This is a genomic window from Microbulbifer magnicolonia, from assembly GCF_035117725.1.
Taxonomy (GTDB): domain Bacteria; phylum Pseudomonadota; class Gammaproteobacteria; order Pseudomonadales; family Cellvibrionaceae; genus Microbulbifer; species Microbulbifer magnicolonia.
On sequence record NZ_JAYEFD010000001.1, the window covers coordinates 217,673 to 232,326 of the forward strand.

The 14,654-nt window shown below is 62.5% G+C and carries 13 protein-coding genes; 5 read left to right on the plus strand and 8 right to left on the minus strand.

Features of this window, described 5'->3' with window-relative positions; all coding sequences use genetic code 11:
- The first annotated feature begins 101 nt into the window (after positions 1–101).
- The 3 genes from RRF64_RS01000 to RRF64_RS01010 all read left to right on the plus strand — a co-directional run bounded on the left by RRF64_RS01000 (position 102) and on the right by RRF64_RS01010 (position 2,614).
- Complete coding sequence (locus RRF64_RS01000) at positions 102–1,418, plus strand: DUF2157 domain-containing protein (protein WP_323843967.1); 1,317 nt, start codon at positions 102–104, stop codon at positions 1,416–1,418.
- On the plus strand, positions 1,415–1,942 hold the full coding sequence (locus tag RRF64_RS01005) for a GDYXXLXY domain-containing protein (protein WP_323843968.1): 528 nt from the start codon (positions 1,415–1,417) through the stop codon (positions 1,940–1,942). The genes RRF64_RS01000 and RRF64_RS01005 overlap by 4 nt, the downstream gene beginning before the upstream one ends.
- 72 nt (positions 1,943–2,014) lie before the next feature.
- Positions 2,015–2,614, plus strand: coding sequence for a CPBP family intramembrane glutamic endopeptidase (locus RRF64_RS01010; protein ID WP_323843969.1), 600 nt, complete (start codon positions 2,015–2,017; stop codon positions 2,612–2,614).
- A 701-nt stretch (positions 2,615–3,315) separates the two neighbouring features.
- Here RRF64_RS01010 and RRF64_RS01015 read toward each other — a convergent pair.
- The 5 genes from RRF64_RS01015 to RRF64_RS01035 form a co-directional block, all read right to left on the minus strand.
- Positions 3,316–3,900: an exopolysaccharide biosynthesis protein gene (locus RRF64_RS01015; RefSeq protein WP_323843970.1), complete on the minus strand. Its 585-nt coding sequence runs from the start codon at positions 3,898–3,900 to the stop codon at positions 3,316–3,318.
- 193 nt (positions 3,901–4,093) lie between these two features.
- Positions 4,094–7,255 carry an efflux RND transporter permease subunit gene (locus tag RRF64_RS01020; protein ID WP_323843971.1) on the minus strand — a complete coding sequence of 1,054 codons (3,162 nt, stop codon included), beginning with the start codon at positions 7,253–7,255 and terminating at the stop codon, positions 4,094–4,096.
- Between the two features lie 141 nt (positions 7,256–7,396).
- Positions 7,397–8,599, minus strand: coding sequence for an efflux RND transporter periplasmic adaptor subunit (locus RRF64_RS01025; protein ID WP_323843972.1), 1,203 nt, complete (start codon positions 8,597–8,599; stop codon positions 7,397–7,399).
- A gap of 131 nt (positions 8,600–8,730) precedes the next feature.
- Positions 8,731–9,378 (minus strand): NAD(P)H-binding protein, encoded by a 648-nt coding sequence (locus RRF64_RS01030; RefSeq protein WP_323843973.1) that lies wholly within the window; start codon positions 9,376–9,378, stop codon positions 8,731–8,733.
- 74 nt (positions 9,379–9,452) lie between these two features.
- Positions 9,453–9,977, minus strand: a complete 525-nt coding sequence (locus RRF64_RS01035; RefSeq protein WP_323843974.1) for a GNAT family N-acetyltransferase — start codon at positions 9,975–9,977, stop codon at positions 9,453–9,455.
- A 164-nt stretch (positions 9,978–10,141) separates the two neighbouring features.
- Here RRF64_RS01035 and RRF64_RS01040 point away from each other — a divergent pair, with 164 nt between their 5' ends.
- Positions 10,142–10,276 (plus strand): hypothetical protein, encoded by a 135-nt coding sequence (locus tag RRF64_RS01040; RefSeq protein ID WP_323843975.1) that lies wholly within the window; start codon positions 10,142–10,144, stop codon positions 10,274–10,276.
- Positions 10,277–10,340: 64 nt separating this feature from the next.
- Here RRF64_RS01040 and RRF64_RS01045 read toward each other — a convergent pair whose 3' ends face one another.
- The 3 genes from RRF64_RS01045 to RRF64_RS01055 all read right to left on the minus strand — a co-directional run bounded on the left by RRF64_RS01045 (position 10,341) and on the right by RRF64_RS01055 (position 12,052).
- Positions 10,341–11,216, minus strand: a complete 876-nt coding sequence (locus RRF64_RS01045) for a hypothetical protein (protein ID WP_323843976.1) — start codon at positions 11,214–11,216, stop codon at positions 10,341–10,343.
- 106 nt (positions 11,217–11,322) lie between these two features.
- Positions 11,323–11,697, minus strand: coding sequence for a SpoIIAA family protein (locus tag RRF64_RS01050; protein WP_323843977.1), 375 nt, complete (start codon positions 11,695–11,697; stop codon positions 11,323–11,325).
- A gap of 40 nt (positions 11,698–11,737) precedes the next feature.
- Positions 11,738–12,052: a cupin domain-containing protein gene (locus RRF64_RS01055; RefSeq protein WP_323843978.1), complete on the minus strand. Its 315-nt coding sequence runs from the start codon at positions 12,050–12,052 to the stop codon at positions 11,738–11,740.
- 437 nt (positions 12,053–12,489) lie between these two features.
- On the opposite strand from RRF64_RS01055, the gene RRF64_RS01060 reads away from it, so the two are divergent.
- Complete coding sequence (locus RRF64_RS01060) at positions 12,490–14,637, plus strand: LTA synthase family protein (protein WP_323843979.1); 2,148 nt, start codon at positions 12,490–12,492, stop codon at positions 14,635–14,637.
- Positions 14,638–14,654: the final 17 nt, after the last annotated feature.

The following is a 14,654-nucleotide window of genomic DNA, read 5'->3' on the forward strand; positions in this document are numbered from 1 at the left end:
GATTGCAGTGGGAACTGCCTTTCGCGATACTCGGTACCTGTGACCAGAGCGTCGCAGTTTAGTCAGCTCGGATAGCAGGTAAGTCAGCGCGGGGCAACGCGATGCGATTGATTCGGTTACTCAAGAACGACCTGGCCCGCGAGGCGGAGGAGTGGGCAGAGGAGGGACTGATCAGCGAGCCACAGGCGGAACTGATCTGCCGCCGCTACGGCGTCGACTACCACCAGGTGAAGAACCGCTCCTTCGGCTACAACGTACTGGTGGGGCTGGGCTACCTGTTTATCGGCCTCGCGATCATTACCCTGATCGGCGCCAACTGGGAGGAAATCCCGCGGGCACTGCGCATGTGGAGCCTGATCGCCATCACCCTGACCACCCAGGCTCTGGCCCTGCGGCAATACCGCGCCGGCGACTACCATGCCGGCGTGGGGCTCTTCCTGCTCGGCAATCTCTTCTTCGGTGCCTCGATCATCCTGATCGCGCAGATCTATCATCTGGGCGAGCATATGCCCGATGGCGTCTTCTGGTGGGCGCTGGGCTGCCTGCCATTCGCACTCCTGACGAAAAATCCCTGGCTGGCGCTGCAGGCGAACCTGCTGGCATTGATCTGGTTCTTTCTGCAGATTTCTTATGGCTTTTACCCGCTACTGTTCCCGCTGTTTATTCTCGCTTCCGTCTATGTGCTCTGGCGCGGGCGCGAAAGTGTCGTGCTGCTGTTGGTGGTGCTCGCCAGCATCGGCTTATGGGTCGAGTACTCGCTGGCGGCCCTGTGGCGCGAGGCGGACCAGTTCTTTCTGTTCGACCTGCAGGCGGAAAATCTCGCGGTGGCGGTGTCCCTGTTTATCCTGCTGTTCGCCTTCAGCCACTGGCTGGCTGCGCGCTTCTCGCCAATCGCAAAAGACTACGCCGCGGTCATTGCCGTCTGGTGCCTGCGCTTCGCGCTGGTAACCATGCTGGTGCTGAGTTTTGCCGCGCCCTGGCGGCGGCTGCTGGAGGCGGACTGGAACCACCTGCCGTCGATGTGGCTGCTGCTGGCGCTGCTGTCCGCCGCGGCGCTGCTGCTGGCGAGGCAGGTGGGGCGGCAGTTCTCCTGCGGGCTGCTTGTCGCAGTGTTCGCGCTATTGCTGCTGGCGGTCACGATTTCCGGCAACAGGGAGCACGCCGTCTACTTCCAGGTGGCCGCCAATTTCGCCCTGATCGGCAGTGGCGTCTGGCTGATCGTGCGCGGGATTCACAGCGGACTATCCCACTACTTCTTCCTCGGTGTGGCCGCGATACTGGTGACCGCGCTCCTGCGCTATTTCGACCTGATCGGCGACTATGTGGGCGGCGCGCTGATCTTTACGTTGTTCGCCGCGCTGTTGTTGGGTGCGGCGAGATACTGGAAACGGCGCCGCGCCGGGGAGGGCCGGGCATGAAGTTGAACATCACCGCCGGCCTGATCGGAGCCATAGTGCTGCAGTTCCTGATATTGACCGGCATCTACGTGGGGGCGCAGGTGCCGCTGTGGACGGGCACCGAGGTGCGCCTGAAAACCGTTCCGGTGGATCCGCGCTCGCTGTTCCGCGGCAACTACGCGCGGCTGGAGTACGATTTTTCCCAGCTGAGTGCGGCGCTCTTTGCCGGGGACAGAAAGCTGCGCGAGGGCGAAGTGGTCTATGTTTCGCTGAAACAGAACAAGCGCGGCCTGTACGAACTCTCCGGCGCCAGCCTGGAGAAGCCGGAGAAGGGCATATTCCTGCGCGGCAGGGTCACCGGCACCTGGCTGCGGGACTCGAAGAGCAGCTACAGGGTCAAGTACGGCATCGAGGCTTTCTTCGCGCCCAAGGAGAAGGCGCTCGGTCTGGAGAGCGACCTGAGAAATGGCGGTGTGGCCGAGGTGATGATATCCGGCGGCGGCAGGGCGCGGCTGAAGGACGTAACAGGGAATTCGATTGAATAAACCGCGTCGCCAATTGACATCCGCTTGCAGGGTGCGCCCTGCGCCAAGCGGCGCGATAAAAGAGAGCCATCGATGAGCCAACCCGGTGTGGAAACGCCTGGCACCTTCGGCTTGGTGATGTTGCTACAGCTGGCAACCCTGGCGATGGCACTGGCAGGAATTTTTTTTCTCGATGTCCGGGTATCCGTTCTGGGTGCTTCCGGATTTTTCGCGCTTTTGATAGGCGCGCTCGGCGCGCTGCTGAGTTTCGCCGCCGCCCTGTGGCTGACCCGCTCGGGCAGCGGTGTCGGTAAGACACTGCGCAAGCACTGCCGGGATCTGCACCCCTTCTTTACCCGTTTTTCGGCGCCGCAAATTGTGTTGACCGCATTCGCCGCCGGGGTGTGTGAAGAGCTGCTGTTTCGCGGGTTTCTGCAACCCTGGCTGTCGCTTCACAGCACGCCGACGCTGGGTATTGTCGGCGCATCTATCGCGTTCGGATTACTGCACTATGCATCCTTCACCTATTTTGCGGCCACCGTGTTGGTCGGATTGATATTGGGGATCACTTATCGCGTGACAGATAGCCTGTTATGCGTCATTACCTGGCACGCCCTATACGACCTGCTGGCGATCACGGCGCTGGCCCGCTACCCGCGATTGCTGGGAGTTTCGACAATGACAAAAGTCTGATTTCTCTTCGGCTGGTTCCTTTCCAATTGAATGCAATCCGCTGGCGCGCGGAGGCTCGCCGCAGCCACAGATGAAGCTTCCGGGAATACCGTTCTGCCGCAAGCCAGGACTTCCCTTCGCGCTGCACGGTAATCGATACCGGTTAATGTCCCTATACCACTTGTACCGGTCCGTGATCGTCGCAGTGGTCTCCATGCATATGATGGAGTCTGCCGTCTACCAGATAATCGAAATGATCGCCGTGTGGTACTCGCTCGTGTCCACAGCCGGGTCCGTGTTTATGTCCGGGCCCACAACCGGGGTTCAATGGCTTGCATTGGTTGGGGTTGGTCGAATTTACGTCCAGTACATGTTGGTCGTAGTGACCTTGGTGGGGGTGGTGTAAGTGTCCGTCGTGCAAATAGTCGACATGGTTGCCGTGCTTGATCGCCGTATGGCCGCATTGGCTGCCGTGTTCGTGGGGGTGGTTTTCGCATGGGGTGCAGTTGCTATCGCTCATCATTGGTCCTCTCGGGATCTGGCAGGAAACGAAAAGGATATATGGCACAGGTGCGTAGCGCTCGCTACAGAGCCAGAGGATTTTGGCAGTGAATCTGCCGACTCCAAAGGCGTTGGGCAGAATCTGCGCCCCCAATAACTTCAGGCCTACTATTGATCCGCTGTGGCGCGACTGGTGGGACGCCTGGAACCTGGGCGTTACTTCAAGTCAGTGCGCCGACTATCAGCGCCAGAACGACTGCCGTGACCACAAAGGCTACCAGTGCCAGCAGTCCGTCGTGCGCCACCAGAGCCAGGCCGAAGGCGGCCAGTGCCAGGCCGGCGATGGTGGCGGAGAAGGGCACTATCTCCATGAATGGCAGCGCCAGTGCGATCACCGTGCAGATGCTGGCGATCAGATAGGTACCGCTGCGCTTGACCAGGAATTGCAGGCGCGGGCGCAGCCAGCGGTCGATAAAGCGCGCCGGCTTCTCGAGCCAGCGCAGCGCCTTTTGCAGCTTGTCCTTGGAAATGGAGCGGCGCAGCAGCCACTGCGGCAGCCAGAAGTGTCTGCGCCCCAACAGCAGCTGCACGGTCACCAGCAGCACCAGCAGCGCCATGGTGGTCGGCACGCCGGGAATGCCGCTCAGCGGCGAGAACAGGATCAGGCCCACCAACAACAGCAGGGGCGCGAAGGAGCGCAGCCCGACCGCAGTCACTACCATTTCCAGGGATACGCGCTCGCTGTCGCGGGCCGTCTTGTCGATATGCGCGAGCAGCTGGTGCAGGCCGGTAAACTCGTCTGCCATAGCGGCCTCACGGCGGCTACCGACCGCGCGCGCGCAGATCCGTGTTGCCGGGCGCACAGCAGGCTTTGCCGAGATGGGCTCGGGCCGCGGCGCGAGCGGCGCAAATAGCGGCAACAGTCGCGGCAACAGTAGCGGCGGGAATCGGTGCGGCGGCACGGCGTTTCATGACGGTTCCAGGCGGCGGAGAGGGGCTCTAATCATTGTGTGCCGGCCGGGCGCGGTTCGCCAGCCGCTGGTGCCAGTTGAGCACCACCACCGTCAGCGCGGGCAGCATCGTCAGGGTCACGATGGTCGCGCCGATAATCCCGCTCATGACGATCACGCCGACGCCGCGGTAGAGCTCGGTGCCGGCGCCGGGCAGGAACACCAGCGGTGCCAGGCCGCAGATAGTGGTAATCGACGAGATGGCGATGGGGCGCAGGCGCGAACTCACCGCCTCTTCCACCGCCGCCAGCGGTTCCATGCCATCTTCGTGCACGTTGGCGACGGCGCGGTGCACGATCAGGATCGGGTTGTTGACCACCGTGCCCATCAGGATCAAAAAGCCGAGCATGGAGATCATATCGAACGGCTGGTGGAAGCCCTCCATGCCCATACCGCGCAGCACGGCGCCGACCAGGTTGAGCAGCGCCAGGCCGGCAATGCCGCCGGCAATGCCCAGCGGAATGGTGGTCATGATCAGCAGCGGGTAGCCCCAGTGGGCAAAGATGGCCACCATCAGCAGGTAGACGATCAGCAGGGCGACGACATAGTTGCCGGCCAGTGATTCACGCGTGGCATCCAGCTGGTCGGCGGCGCCGGAAATATTCAGGCTGACGCCGGCGGGCACCAGACCGCGGTCCTTCAGGTACTGCACCAGATCGGTCCTGACCCGCTCGACGCCGGTCTCCAGCGCCACCGAGCGCGGCGGAATGATATTCAGCGTCACCGTGCGGCGGCCGTCCACGCGCCGCACAGTACTGGTGTCGACGGTCTCGACGGTGTCCGCCAGTTCCGACAGCGGCAGCACCCGCCCCGCCGGCGTGTACACGAAAATATTCTGCAGTGTCTCCACCGTCGCCGCGGGGCCCTGGCGGTTGTAGAGATACATATCGATCTTGTCGTCGTCGAGGAAGAACTCATTGACGAAGGCGCCGTCGGTCAGCGCGGCCACGGTAAAACCAATGTCCTCCGCACTCATGCCCACTTCCGCGGCCCTGTCCCAGTTGGGCGTGACCTGCAACAGCGGCTGTGCCAGGGACAGGCTGGCGGGCTGGGTCTGGATACTGGGGTTGTCGAAGATTTCCCGCGTGCGCGTATAGGCGGCGCGCGCCACCTGGTACAGGTTGGCGAGATCCGGGCCGGAAATATCCAGGTTCACGCTGCGCGTGCCGCCGTCGTTGCTGCTGATGATGGAGCCGCGCGCCGCAAAGGCGCGCATGCCCGGATAGCTCTCGTACTTGCGCACGATCGCCGCCATCAGCTCGTCGATATGGGCGGGATCCCTGCTCTCGGAAATAATGCGCAGACTCTGCGGCGACACGCGCATATTGAGGTACTTCATCGCCGGCACCGCTGTCTCGCCGCGATCGAAGGCCGCCGGTTCGTCGTCGACAAACGGCAGAAAGTAGTCCTGCAGTTCGCCGGCAATCTCTTCCATGGTGCCCAGGTTGTAGCCCGGCGGCGCGTTCATGGTGGCGAAGGTCTTGGCTTCCTCGCCCTCCGGCAGGTATTCGGCCGGCGGCGTGAGCAACACGATAATCGCCAGGCTGAGCGCCGCGGTGATGCCGATGGTATAGATCCGCCGCACCGGGGTGGCGATCAGCCAGCCGATGCGGTTGAGCACGCCGTTGCGCAGTGCGCTGTGGGAGATGGCCTCCGCCCGCGCGCCGTCGAACTCCAGCCGCGCACTGGCGGTGGGGATCACGGTAATGGCCACCAGCATCGACACCAGTATCGAGGCGGAAATGGCGATGGCGACATCGGAATAGAGCTGGCCGGCCTCCTCGGCGATAAACACCACCGGCAGAAATACCATCACCGTGGTCAGCGTCGATGCGAGCACCGCCGGCCAGACTCGCTGCACCCCGGCGATTGCCGCCTGCAGTTTATTCAGGCCGCGGCGCCGCTCCAGCTCGATGCTCTCCAGCACCACGATACTGTTGTCCAGCGTCATGCCGATGGCAAAGGCCACCCCGGCCAGGGAAATCACATTGATGGTGCGCCCGGCGATCAGCAGGCCGATAAACGCGGCGATGGTACAGATGGGGATGCCCGCGACGCCCAGCGCCGTCGCGCGGATGGAGCGCAGGAACAGGTACATCACCGCGGTGGCGAAGAGCGCGCCTAGCATCAGGTTTTTCCACACGTTCAGCACCGAGTCCTGCACATAGCCGACGTCGTCCGCGGTCAGTTCCATGACCATGCCCTGGGGTTCGAGCAGCTCGCGGTTGATCTGTGTCATCTCCTTCAGCATGGCCCGCTTGATCGCGATCACGTTGGAACCGCTCTCGCGCCGCACCGACAGGCTGATCACCGGCAGGCCGTTGACATAGGAATTGGTGCGGATCTTGAAATGGTCCAGCGCCACCTCCGCCACATCGCCGAGGCGCGTGATACTGTCGCCGCTGCGCTGCAGAATCAGGTCGCGCAGCTCGTCGAGATCGCGGAAGCGGCCCAGGGTGCGCAGCAGGTAGCGGCGCTTGCCGCTCTCCACTTCGCCGCCCGAAATGTCGCGATTGCGTGCGGCGATGGCCGCGCGCACATCGTTCAGCGTCAGGTTGCGCTCGGCCAGGCGCGCCGGCATCAGGCGGATCTGGATCTGCCGCTCCGCACCCCCGCCCACATCCACCTGCGCCACGCCGGGCACACCCGACATGCGCGGGCGCACATTGTCCTCGACATAATCGCGCATCATGTCCATATCCAGGTTGCGCGGATTGCCGGGCAGCGGCGAGATGCGGAAATACATGAAGGCGTTGGCGGAGAAGGAGGTGGCGTAGACGCGCGGCTCGTCGACATTCTCCGGATAGGAGGGCACCTGGGTCAGCGCGTTGTTGACGCGGATCAGCGCCTCGGTAATGTCGACGCCGAACGGAAATTCCAGCTCTATTTCCGCCGTGCCGAGATCGGCGGTGGACTGCAGTTCCTGCAGGTAGGGAATATTGCGCAGGTATTCCTCCTGCTCGATCAGTATCTCCTTTTCGATATCCTGCGGTGTGGCGCCGGACCAGCGCGTCTGGATCGATATGGTGCGCACTTCCAGGTCCGGAATCATCTGCACCGGAATGCGCAGCGCCGCCACCACGCCCAGCACGGCGATGATCAGTACGCTGACCGTCACCAGAATTCCGTTGCGGACTATCTGCTCAAACATGATCGCTTCTTGATGAATGTGCTGTGGGAGCCTGCCCGGCCGGCGATACCGATGCCGCCGATCGCGCCCGCAGCATTCGCCTGCAGGGCAGGCTCCCACAAGGCGCCAAGCCATAACTTAACGCCATTGGCTTGTCACTGGTTACTGCGACTGTTTCAGGATCACCGTCTGGCCCTTCTGCAGGCCCTCATTGCCGCGGGTGACGACCACCTGGCCCGCCTTGAGCCCCGCGCGAATTTCAATCAGCCCGGCAAAACTGAGGCCGGTGCTCACCTGCTGTTCGCGCACCTGGGCGGCCTTGCCCCAGCCACTGAAGTTGTCGGCGATCCAGACGGTGATGCGCCCGTCCGGGTAGCGCAGTACCGCGTCGCGGGGAATCGCGACACCGCGGCGGTCGGTGTCGAGCAGCAGTGTGGCGGAGACCGACATGCCGGGAATCAGCTGCGGTGTGCTCTCGGTGGCGATTTCCGTGCGCAGCAGGAAAGTGCGCGCGTCGCTGCTGCTGAGCGGCACCTTGTGCTGCACGCGCACTTTGTAGGTGTGTTCGGTGCCGGTATCGAAGCGGACGTCGAGCGGGGTCTTTGGGTCGATGCGCGCATAGAGCCGCTGCGGCACCTGGAAGTCCGCGCGCAACCGCTCGGCGGCCACCAGTTCGAACAGGTCGACGCCCGGCTCTACCCATTCGCCCAGCTCGGCAAAGCGCCGGCTGATGGCGCCGTCAAACGGGGCGGCGATTTTGTGGCGCCGCAACAGCGCTTCCTGGCGCTGCGCTTCAATCTCCGCCGCGCGCAACTCCGCATCGCGAATACGCACCTCGGAGGCCCGCGATTTTACTTCGGTCTCGGCGATATGCTTGTCGCCTACAAGACGCTGCGCCTCACTCAACCGCCGGCGGCTCTCCGCCAGCGCCTCGCGACTGCGCTCCACTGCCGCAAGCGCCGCGTCGCGGGCGATGACGTTCAGTTCCGGATCCAGCTCCAGCAGCGGCTGACCTCGCTTCACCCGGCTGCCCACGTCCACGTGGACCTCGCTGACGAGGCCCTCGACTTCGGTCGACAGCATTGCCTGCCGCGGCGGTGTCAGGGTGCCGGTGACCGGCACCGGTTCCACGATGGGCCGTTCCGCGACAGTGATCCCCTCGACGGTGATGGCGTTGCTTTTGTCATCGGATGCCGCGGCACAGAGGGTGGACAGCAGGCCGCAGAGTCCTGTGGCCAGTGCCAGTCGTGGGTAAAACTTCGCAAAAATGCACTGCATAGCGTGCGCGGCTTCCATCTGTTTGCGCATGACATAGTTGAGGATACACAGCCACAGGCCGCAACGATACCGTGCGCGGTGGGGCATAACGCGCTTCCGATAGCGTGGTACGGTTTGGGAACAAAATGGATCAGTTTTCCACGGCTTGCCATTGCGCCACGGGAGCTGTCGATTGGAGCGACTGGCGCGTTATTAACCCGGCAATGTTTATTGCCAGGTTAATAGTGGAATATTTCGTCCAGCGTGAATGTCTCCACGGCTGGCCCCGGCTCGTTGCTGACCTGAACCATCCTGGCCGCGACCTGCTCGCCGCGGATGGGTCGGTAGCGGCGCAGGCCGGGCAGGGTGCACAGCAGCGGCAACAGCCGGCTGCCGAGCCACTCCGCGGGGCGGAACTCTGCTCTGTCGCCCAGCAGCAGCGACGGTCGGAAAATGCTGATCCGGGGAAAAGGCAGGCGCAGAACTTCCCGCTCGAGTTCACCCTTCATCCTGAGGTAGGCACTTCTGCTGTTCGGATCGGCGCCGCTGGAAGAGACCAGCAGATAGTGCGCGACGCCGGCCTCTGCGGCCAGCCTGGCCGCCTGCAACTGGTAGTCCACATCCACCCTGCGCTGTTTCGCCAGGGAAGCGGCCCGACTGCGTGTGGTGCCGAGACAGGAAAACAGCAGGTCCCCCTCAAACAGCGATGCGCAGTCCGAGAGCCGCTCGAAATCCACGATCTCGTTGCGCACTTTGGCCGCGGGGTGCGGCGCTGCCCGCCGCGTCAGCGTCACCACCTGGCCGATGTGCGCGGCATCCGCGAGCTGATTCACCAGATGGCCGCCGATCAGACCGGTGGCGCCGAGGACAAGTGCTTTTCTAGCCATCTGCTTTCCCGTTTGCTGCGTGCTGTGGCTAAAGCCAGATTCTGTTGTTCAGTCAGCGCGGGCCTTCTCGTTAGTCAGGCCGTGACCGAGAAAGCGGCGTCGTAGGTTACATCGCCCCGGGGAATCCTAGCCTGAAAGGGCAGGGCCAGAAAATATTCCGGCGGCACATCGGCCAGTGTCAGGCCGGGCGCCGGGCGGAAGCCAAAGCGGTGGTAATAGGCGGGCGAACCGAGCAGCACACAGCCTGCGGCGCCCGTCGCCCGCAGGTATTGCAGACATTCCTGCATCAGCCGGGTACCGATACCCCGTCGCTGGTATTGCGGCAGCACCGAGACGGGGCCTATGCCGAACCAGCCGGGCGTGCCATCGGAAATCCGTACCGGCGATGCAGCCACGTGTCCGGCCAGCTGGCCCTGCACCTCGGCCACCAGGGAGACCGCCAGCTGCCCGGAAACCCTGAGCGCCTTGACAATATGCTGCTCCGTGCCGCTGCTGCGGGCGGCCTCCAGGAAAGCAGCCGTGATCAGGGCATCGATTGCGTCGATATCCGCAGTCCTTTCCGCTCGCAGGGTCATTTCCACGGCGCTGTTACTCCGCATCGGGTAGTTGTGATTGAAGGGTATGCACAATCCGCTTATGACTTAATGCAATCGGCCTGACTTTCTCCATAGCGGAGCGCTATGGGGACGAGTGGAAAAATTCATTTTCGCTGCCGGTCCCGCCGCAATACTCTGGCTGCACACCAGAGGAACAGGAGGCGCCCATGAAAGCCATTATCGCCATCGTTAACAGATCTACGGCAGGCCGCAGCGGTCAGCGGCCGCGCGCGACCGAGTGCAATTATGCCGACAACTACTACGGTGATCAGGTCTGCGTAGCGCGTCCGCATCCGCAGTGAGTGGCGACTGGCCGTGTCGGCGCCCGCTTGATCGCTCAGTGACCTCGAGCGGGCGCGGCGGCTGCTATTGCCTGCGCGCTCGCTGCTCGTATTGCGCCTTGGCCAGCCGGTTGTAGCGCTCCAGCACGCTGGCGTCAGAGGGTGTTTCCGACAGCCGGATCAAGTCGATCTTGAGCCTGCCCTCGCGGTCGAACTGGCTGGCAAAGGTACCCATATCGGTCATCTCCAGCTGCCAGTCGGTCAGCTTGCCGACCACGTAGTTGGCAAACTGAAAGGCCTCGTATTCATTCAGCAAAGTGAGAAAGTCGCTGAAGGAAAATCCTTTGAGGGTTTTCTGGGCCTCGAATGCACTGCGGTAGCCTTCGGCGATCGGGGAGACTTGCTCGGGCTTGTCCCCGGCCTCGTCGGCGTAAGCCAGCTGGAACTGGTAGGAGTGGCGCGTCTCGTGAATCAGGAAGGCCAGGGCGTCGTATTTGTTGCGCGCGGCCAGCTTGTCCGGATTCAGGTAGACGGTACCGGTCGACGGCTTCTGCGGGTCGAAGTCAAAATAGACGGTGCGACCGGGGTAGCTGTGGTTGTCGATAACCAGTTTCGGCGGCGCTATCTCCATCACCGCCGTTTCCAGCGCAAAGATGCGCTTCAGGTGGGGAATCTGCTCGTCGATCGACAGTTCCGGCCAGCGCGCGATGGCGTCTCTGAGCGCCTGGTCCTTTTCTATCGCGGCCACCAGCGCATCCGCCTGCCTTATCGTCATTGCAAAGGCGGGCTTTAGGAAGCCGCGGGCCTGCGGCTGCAGCGCGAAGGCCCCGGGCATCTGGCGCTGCAGTTCCTGGTTCGCATAGAAGTCGGATTCGGCGGCCGCCGCCGCGCTCCACAATGCCGCATTCAACAACGCCGTATTCAACAACAGTCTGGCGAAAGCCACGATTCGCATCATCATTTGCCGGTCTCTACTTCGGAAAGGCGGCGGATTATAGCATCGCCGTGTAGCGATCGCGGGCGACTGCCTGTCGGGAGCTGCGGGCCCTGTCGGCGTACACTGGAGGTCAGGCAGAGCCGCTGCCCAGCCAGGCCTCCGCATCGGCCCGCCGGTCGTGAGCGAATGCCTTAATCTCCAGACCGGGAATCAGTGCGCCCTCGAACTCGCTGATTTTTCCTATCCAGTTCTCATCCGTGAGCACCGCGGCCCGGCGGAACTTGCCGATAAAGCCCAGCATGCTGGGCAGGCGCGAGAATTCAATGCCGATGGCCGCAATCGAGGGCAGGCGGTAGTCGATAACATCACACAGCATGGTGCCCTGCTCGATACCATGGGATTTTTCGACCAGCTCGTCCAGTGCCCGCTTCATTTCCTCCGGGCCGAGCTTGCCGCTGATGGCAATATCCAGGCGATTCTCGCCCGCTCTGTTCACGCTATACATTGATTCTCCTTCGGATAAGTATCCATTTTTCCAGAATTGCCTACCGGTAGAAAACGGCGAGCCACAGGGTAATATTGTCGGGGTCAGTGTGGCTTACTCTGTGCCTGACATGGGCGGGAATCTTCACATGGTCGCCTTTGCGCAGCACTATCTCGCGGCCGTCCTCAAAGCGAATGCCAGCCGAACCCTCCAGTACTATGACCCATTCGTGGTCTTCCTGGTCATACCAGCCGCTCTCCGGTGAACTCTGCCCCCGGGAGATGATCCGCTCTATGCGCACGTGCTCGCTCTGGACCAGATCTGAAAAATGCTCACGGGTCAGATCTTGCGGGAATTGTGCATAGATGTTTTCCACAGTTCACTTCCAGTTTCTTGCAGACAAAGGGTCCGGAGCCATCCGCACAGCTGGCGGCAGCTCAATCGATTTGCACCGCGGAATAAACGGTGTGCGCGGCACCCGGGATGGCTGCGCTGCCAGGCCGAAATCCGCGCGGCGGCAGATTTGTCCCTCCGCGCGGCAGGCAGCGAAGGCGGGCGTCCAAATATTCCGGTCGGATGCGCGCACCTGCGTTACACCGATTGCATTATTGGCCATGACCGCCCTCAAGCGCATTGATAATGATTTGCAAATAATTCACGTTCCTGTCATCAGCGCGTCATAAAGACGCGCATCACATCAGTAAAGGCTTTTCCAGAACTTATACTCGCACTGGCAGCTGCCCCCTTGGCCATACGGGCCTCGAATTTTTTTGGGGCAGCTTGGTTGTTGCTCCGATAAATCAAGCAGTGTCCATGTCAAACAGTCAAACTGTGAAGTCGCCGGGCGATGGCCTAACTCGCTACGCCAGTGAATCCCTTGTTCAGCCGTTCAAGATCCTGCCCGCGAAGATGGGCGCCGCCTTTGCGCATACGATCGACAGCCGCGCTGTCTGGATCTGTTGGGCCTGGGCCGTACTGGCCTACGCGTTGATCGCCCGGGGATGGTTCTACGCGCATATGTTTACGGTGGAGGCCGCGCCATTCGGCTTTGATGCCCACCAGCACCGCTGGCTGGACCTGATGCTGAATTCATACCGGGACCTGCGTTTTGTGCTGCCCTCGACACTGGTGCTCGCCGTGGCCGGCGCCGCGCTGGTATGGCTGATGCGCAGACGCGGCTGGAAATCGGGCTGGTGGCGGCACCTGCCTGTTCTGGCCATGCTGCTGTTCGTGGGTGTGTTCCACGGCGCCTTCTATCGGGTCGCCCTGGTCATGCACGTGCCCCTGGGATTCGACGCACTGCAGGAGGCATGGCTAAGCGGCTTCGGCTTTGCGGAATTCAAGGCCGAACTGACGCCAACCTATACGGTGCTCATGGTATTGCCGGCGGTGCTCTACCTGTTCGCTCTGTTTCTGAACCGCGGAAGCTGGCGCAGGATCCGCAATGGCATGACGCTCTGTCTCGTGGCTGCGCTGGCGGTGTTGCCCGGGTTTGATGCCTCCTTCGGCGAGGAGGACTTCCTCAGGGTGAATCCGGTGATCCACGTCAGCAAAGACGTCATCAAAGGCGCCCTGTTCTCGCACAACCGGTTTGCCGACCAGGAGCGCGCGCCTTCGGCAGCGCAGATGGAATCAGTGCGCTGGGTCGATCCCGCCTTCGTGGGCAATGCGGTGCCGCCGTCGCTGCGCCGCGCGGAGTCTGCGCTGCAGCCGGGCGGCGCGACAGCGGGCGGCGGGATTACAGCAGCGGATGACTTCGACGTGGTGTTGCTCATTCTGGAGAGCGTAGGGCGCCGCTACATCTTTGACACGAACCTCAGGGGCGCGGGCCAACCGAACCCGAAGCCGATGCCCTTCCTGCACAAGTTGTCCCGCGAAGGGGTGTTCTTCGGCAACCACTACTCCCCGAGCAACAGCAGCCCCCGCTCGATCTTTTCGCTGGTTACCGGCCTCGGCCCGGTGCCGGTTCCCTACCTGTTTGCCACGCGCAGTGATATTCAGGTGCCCACCCTGGGGGATTTCATCGACAGGCGCAGTTCCTTCCTGGTGACGCCCAGCCGCACTGCCCACTACTTCCCGCGCGCCCTGTTTCTGCACGCCGGGATAGAGATCCAGGACTACTACTCAATTCCGCAGCGGCACCTGAAGCGCCCGGGCAGCGACTGGCTGCGGGACGAGCGCGACACAATGGATGCCTTTATCGAGCGGGTTACCACCGCGACGGGGCCATTCTTCGGCATTTACTACAGCGGTGCTGCGCATATGGATTACACCGACTACGGGCCGGAATACCGTGTGATCGACAGCACCGACCGCGAGATCGACCGCTACTACAACAACCTGCGCCTGCTGGATGTGCAGCTGGAGCGCTTCTACGCCGCACTGCAGGCCAGTGGCCGGGCGGACCGCACCATCCTCGTGATCGCCGGCGATCACGGCGAGGCCTTTGGCCAGCACAAGGGCAATTGGGGACATGCGCGGGCGAGCTACGAGGAGAACTTCGCGACCTTCGCCCTTATTCACCAGCCGCGCCTGTTCGCGCCCGCGCGTATCGAAAGACCCACGGTGCATTCAGATGTACTGCCGACCCTGCTGGACGGCATGGACGTGGACTTCGACCGCGACCTGATACAGGGGGAGTCGGCTTTCGCAGAGGGATATCGCAAGTACATCTTCCTCTACGGCAACGAGAATACCGTGAGTTCCATCGACCGCGACGGCACCAAGCTGCAACTCATCTACCAGACGGGTGAGTGCCGCGTATACGACCTCGCGAATGATCCGCTGGAGGCAGCGCCGCTGGCATGCGAGGGGCACGAGGAGCAGAAGATTGCGACCTTGAAATACAAGGTCTATCAATCGCGCATCCTGTCTCAGTACAACGCCGGCCTCAGGACGGCCAAACGCAGCGATCAACCGCTCGACCTGGCGGAGCAGCGCGCGCGGACTGGTGACGACTGATCCGGTAATAAACACTG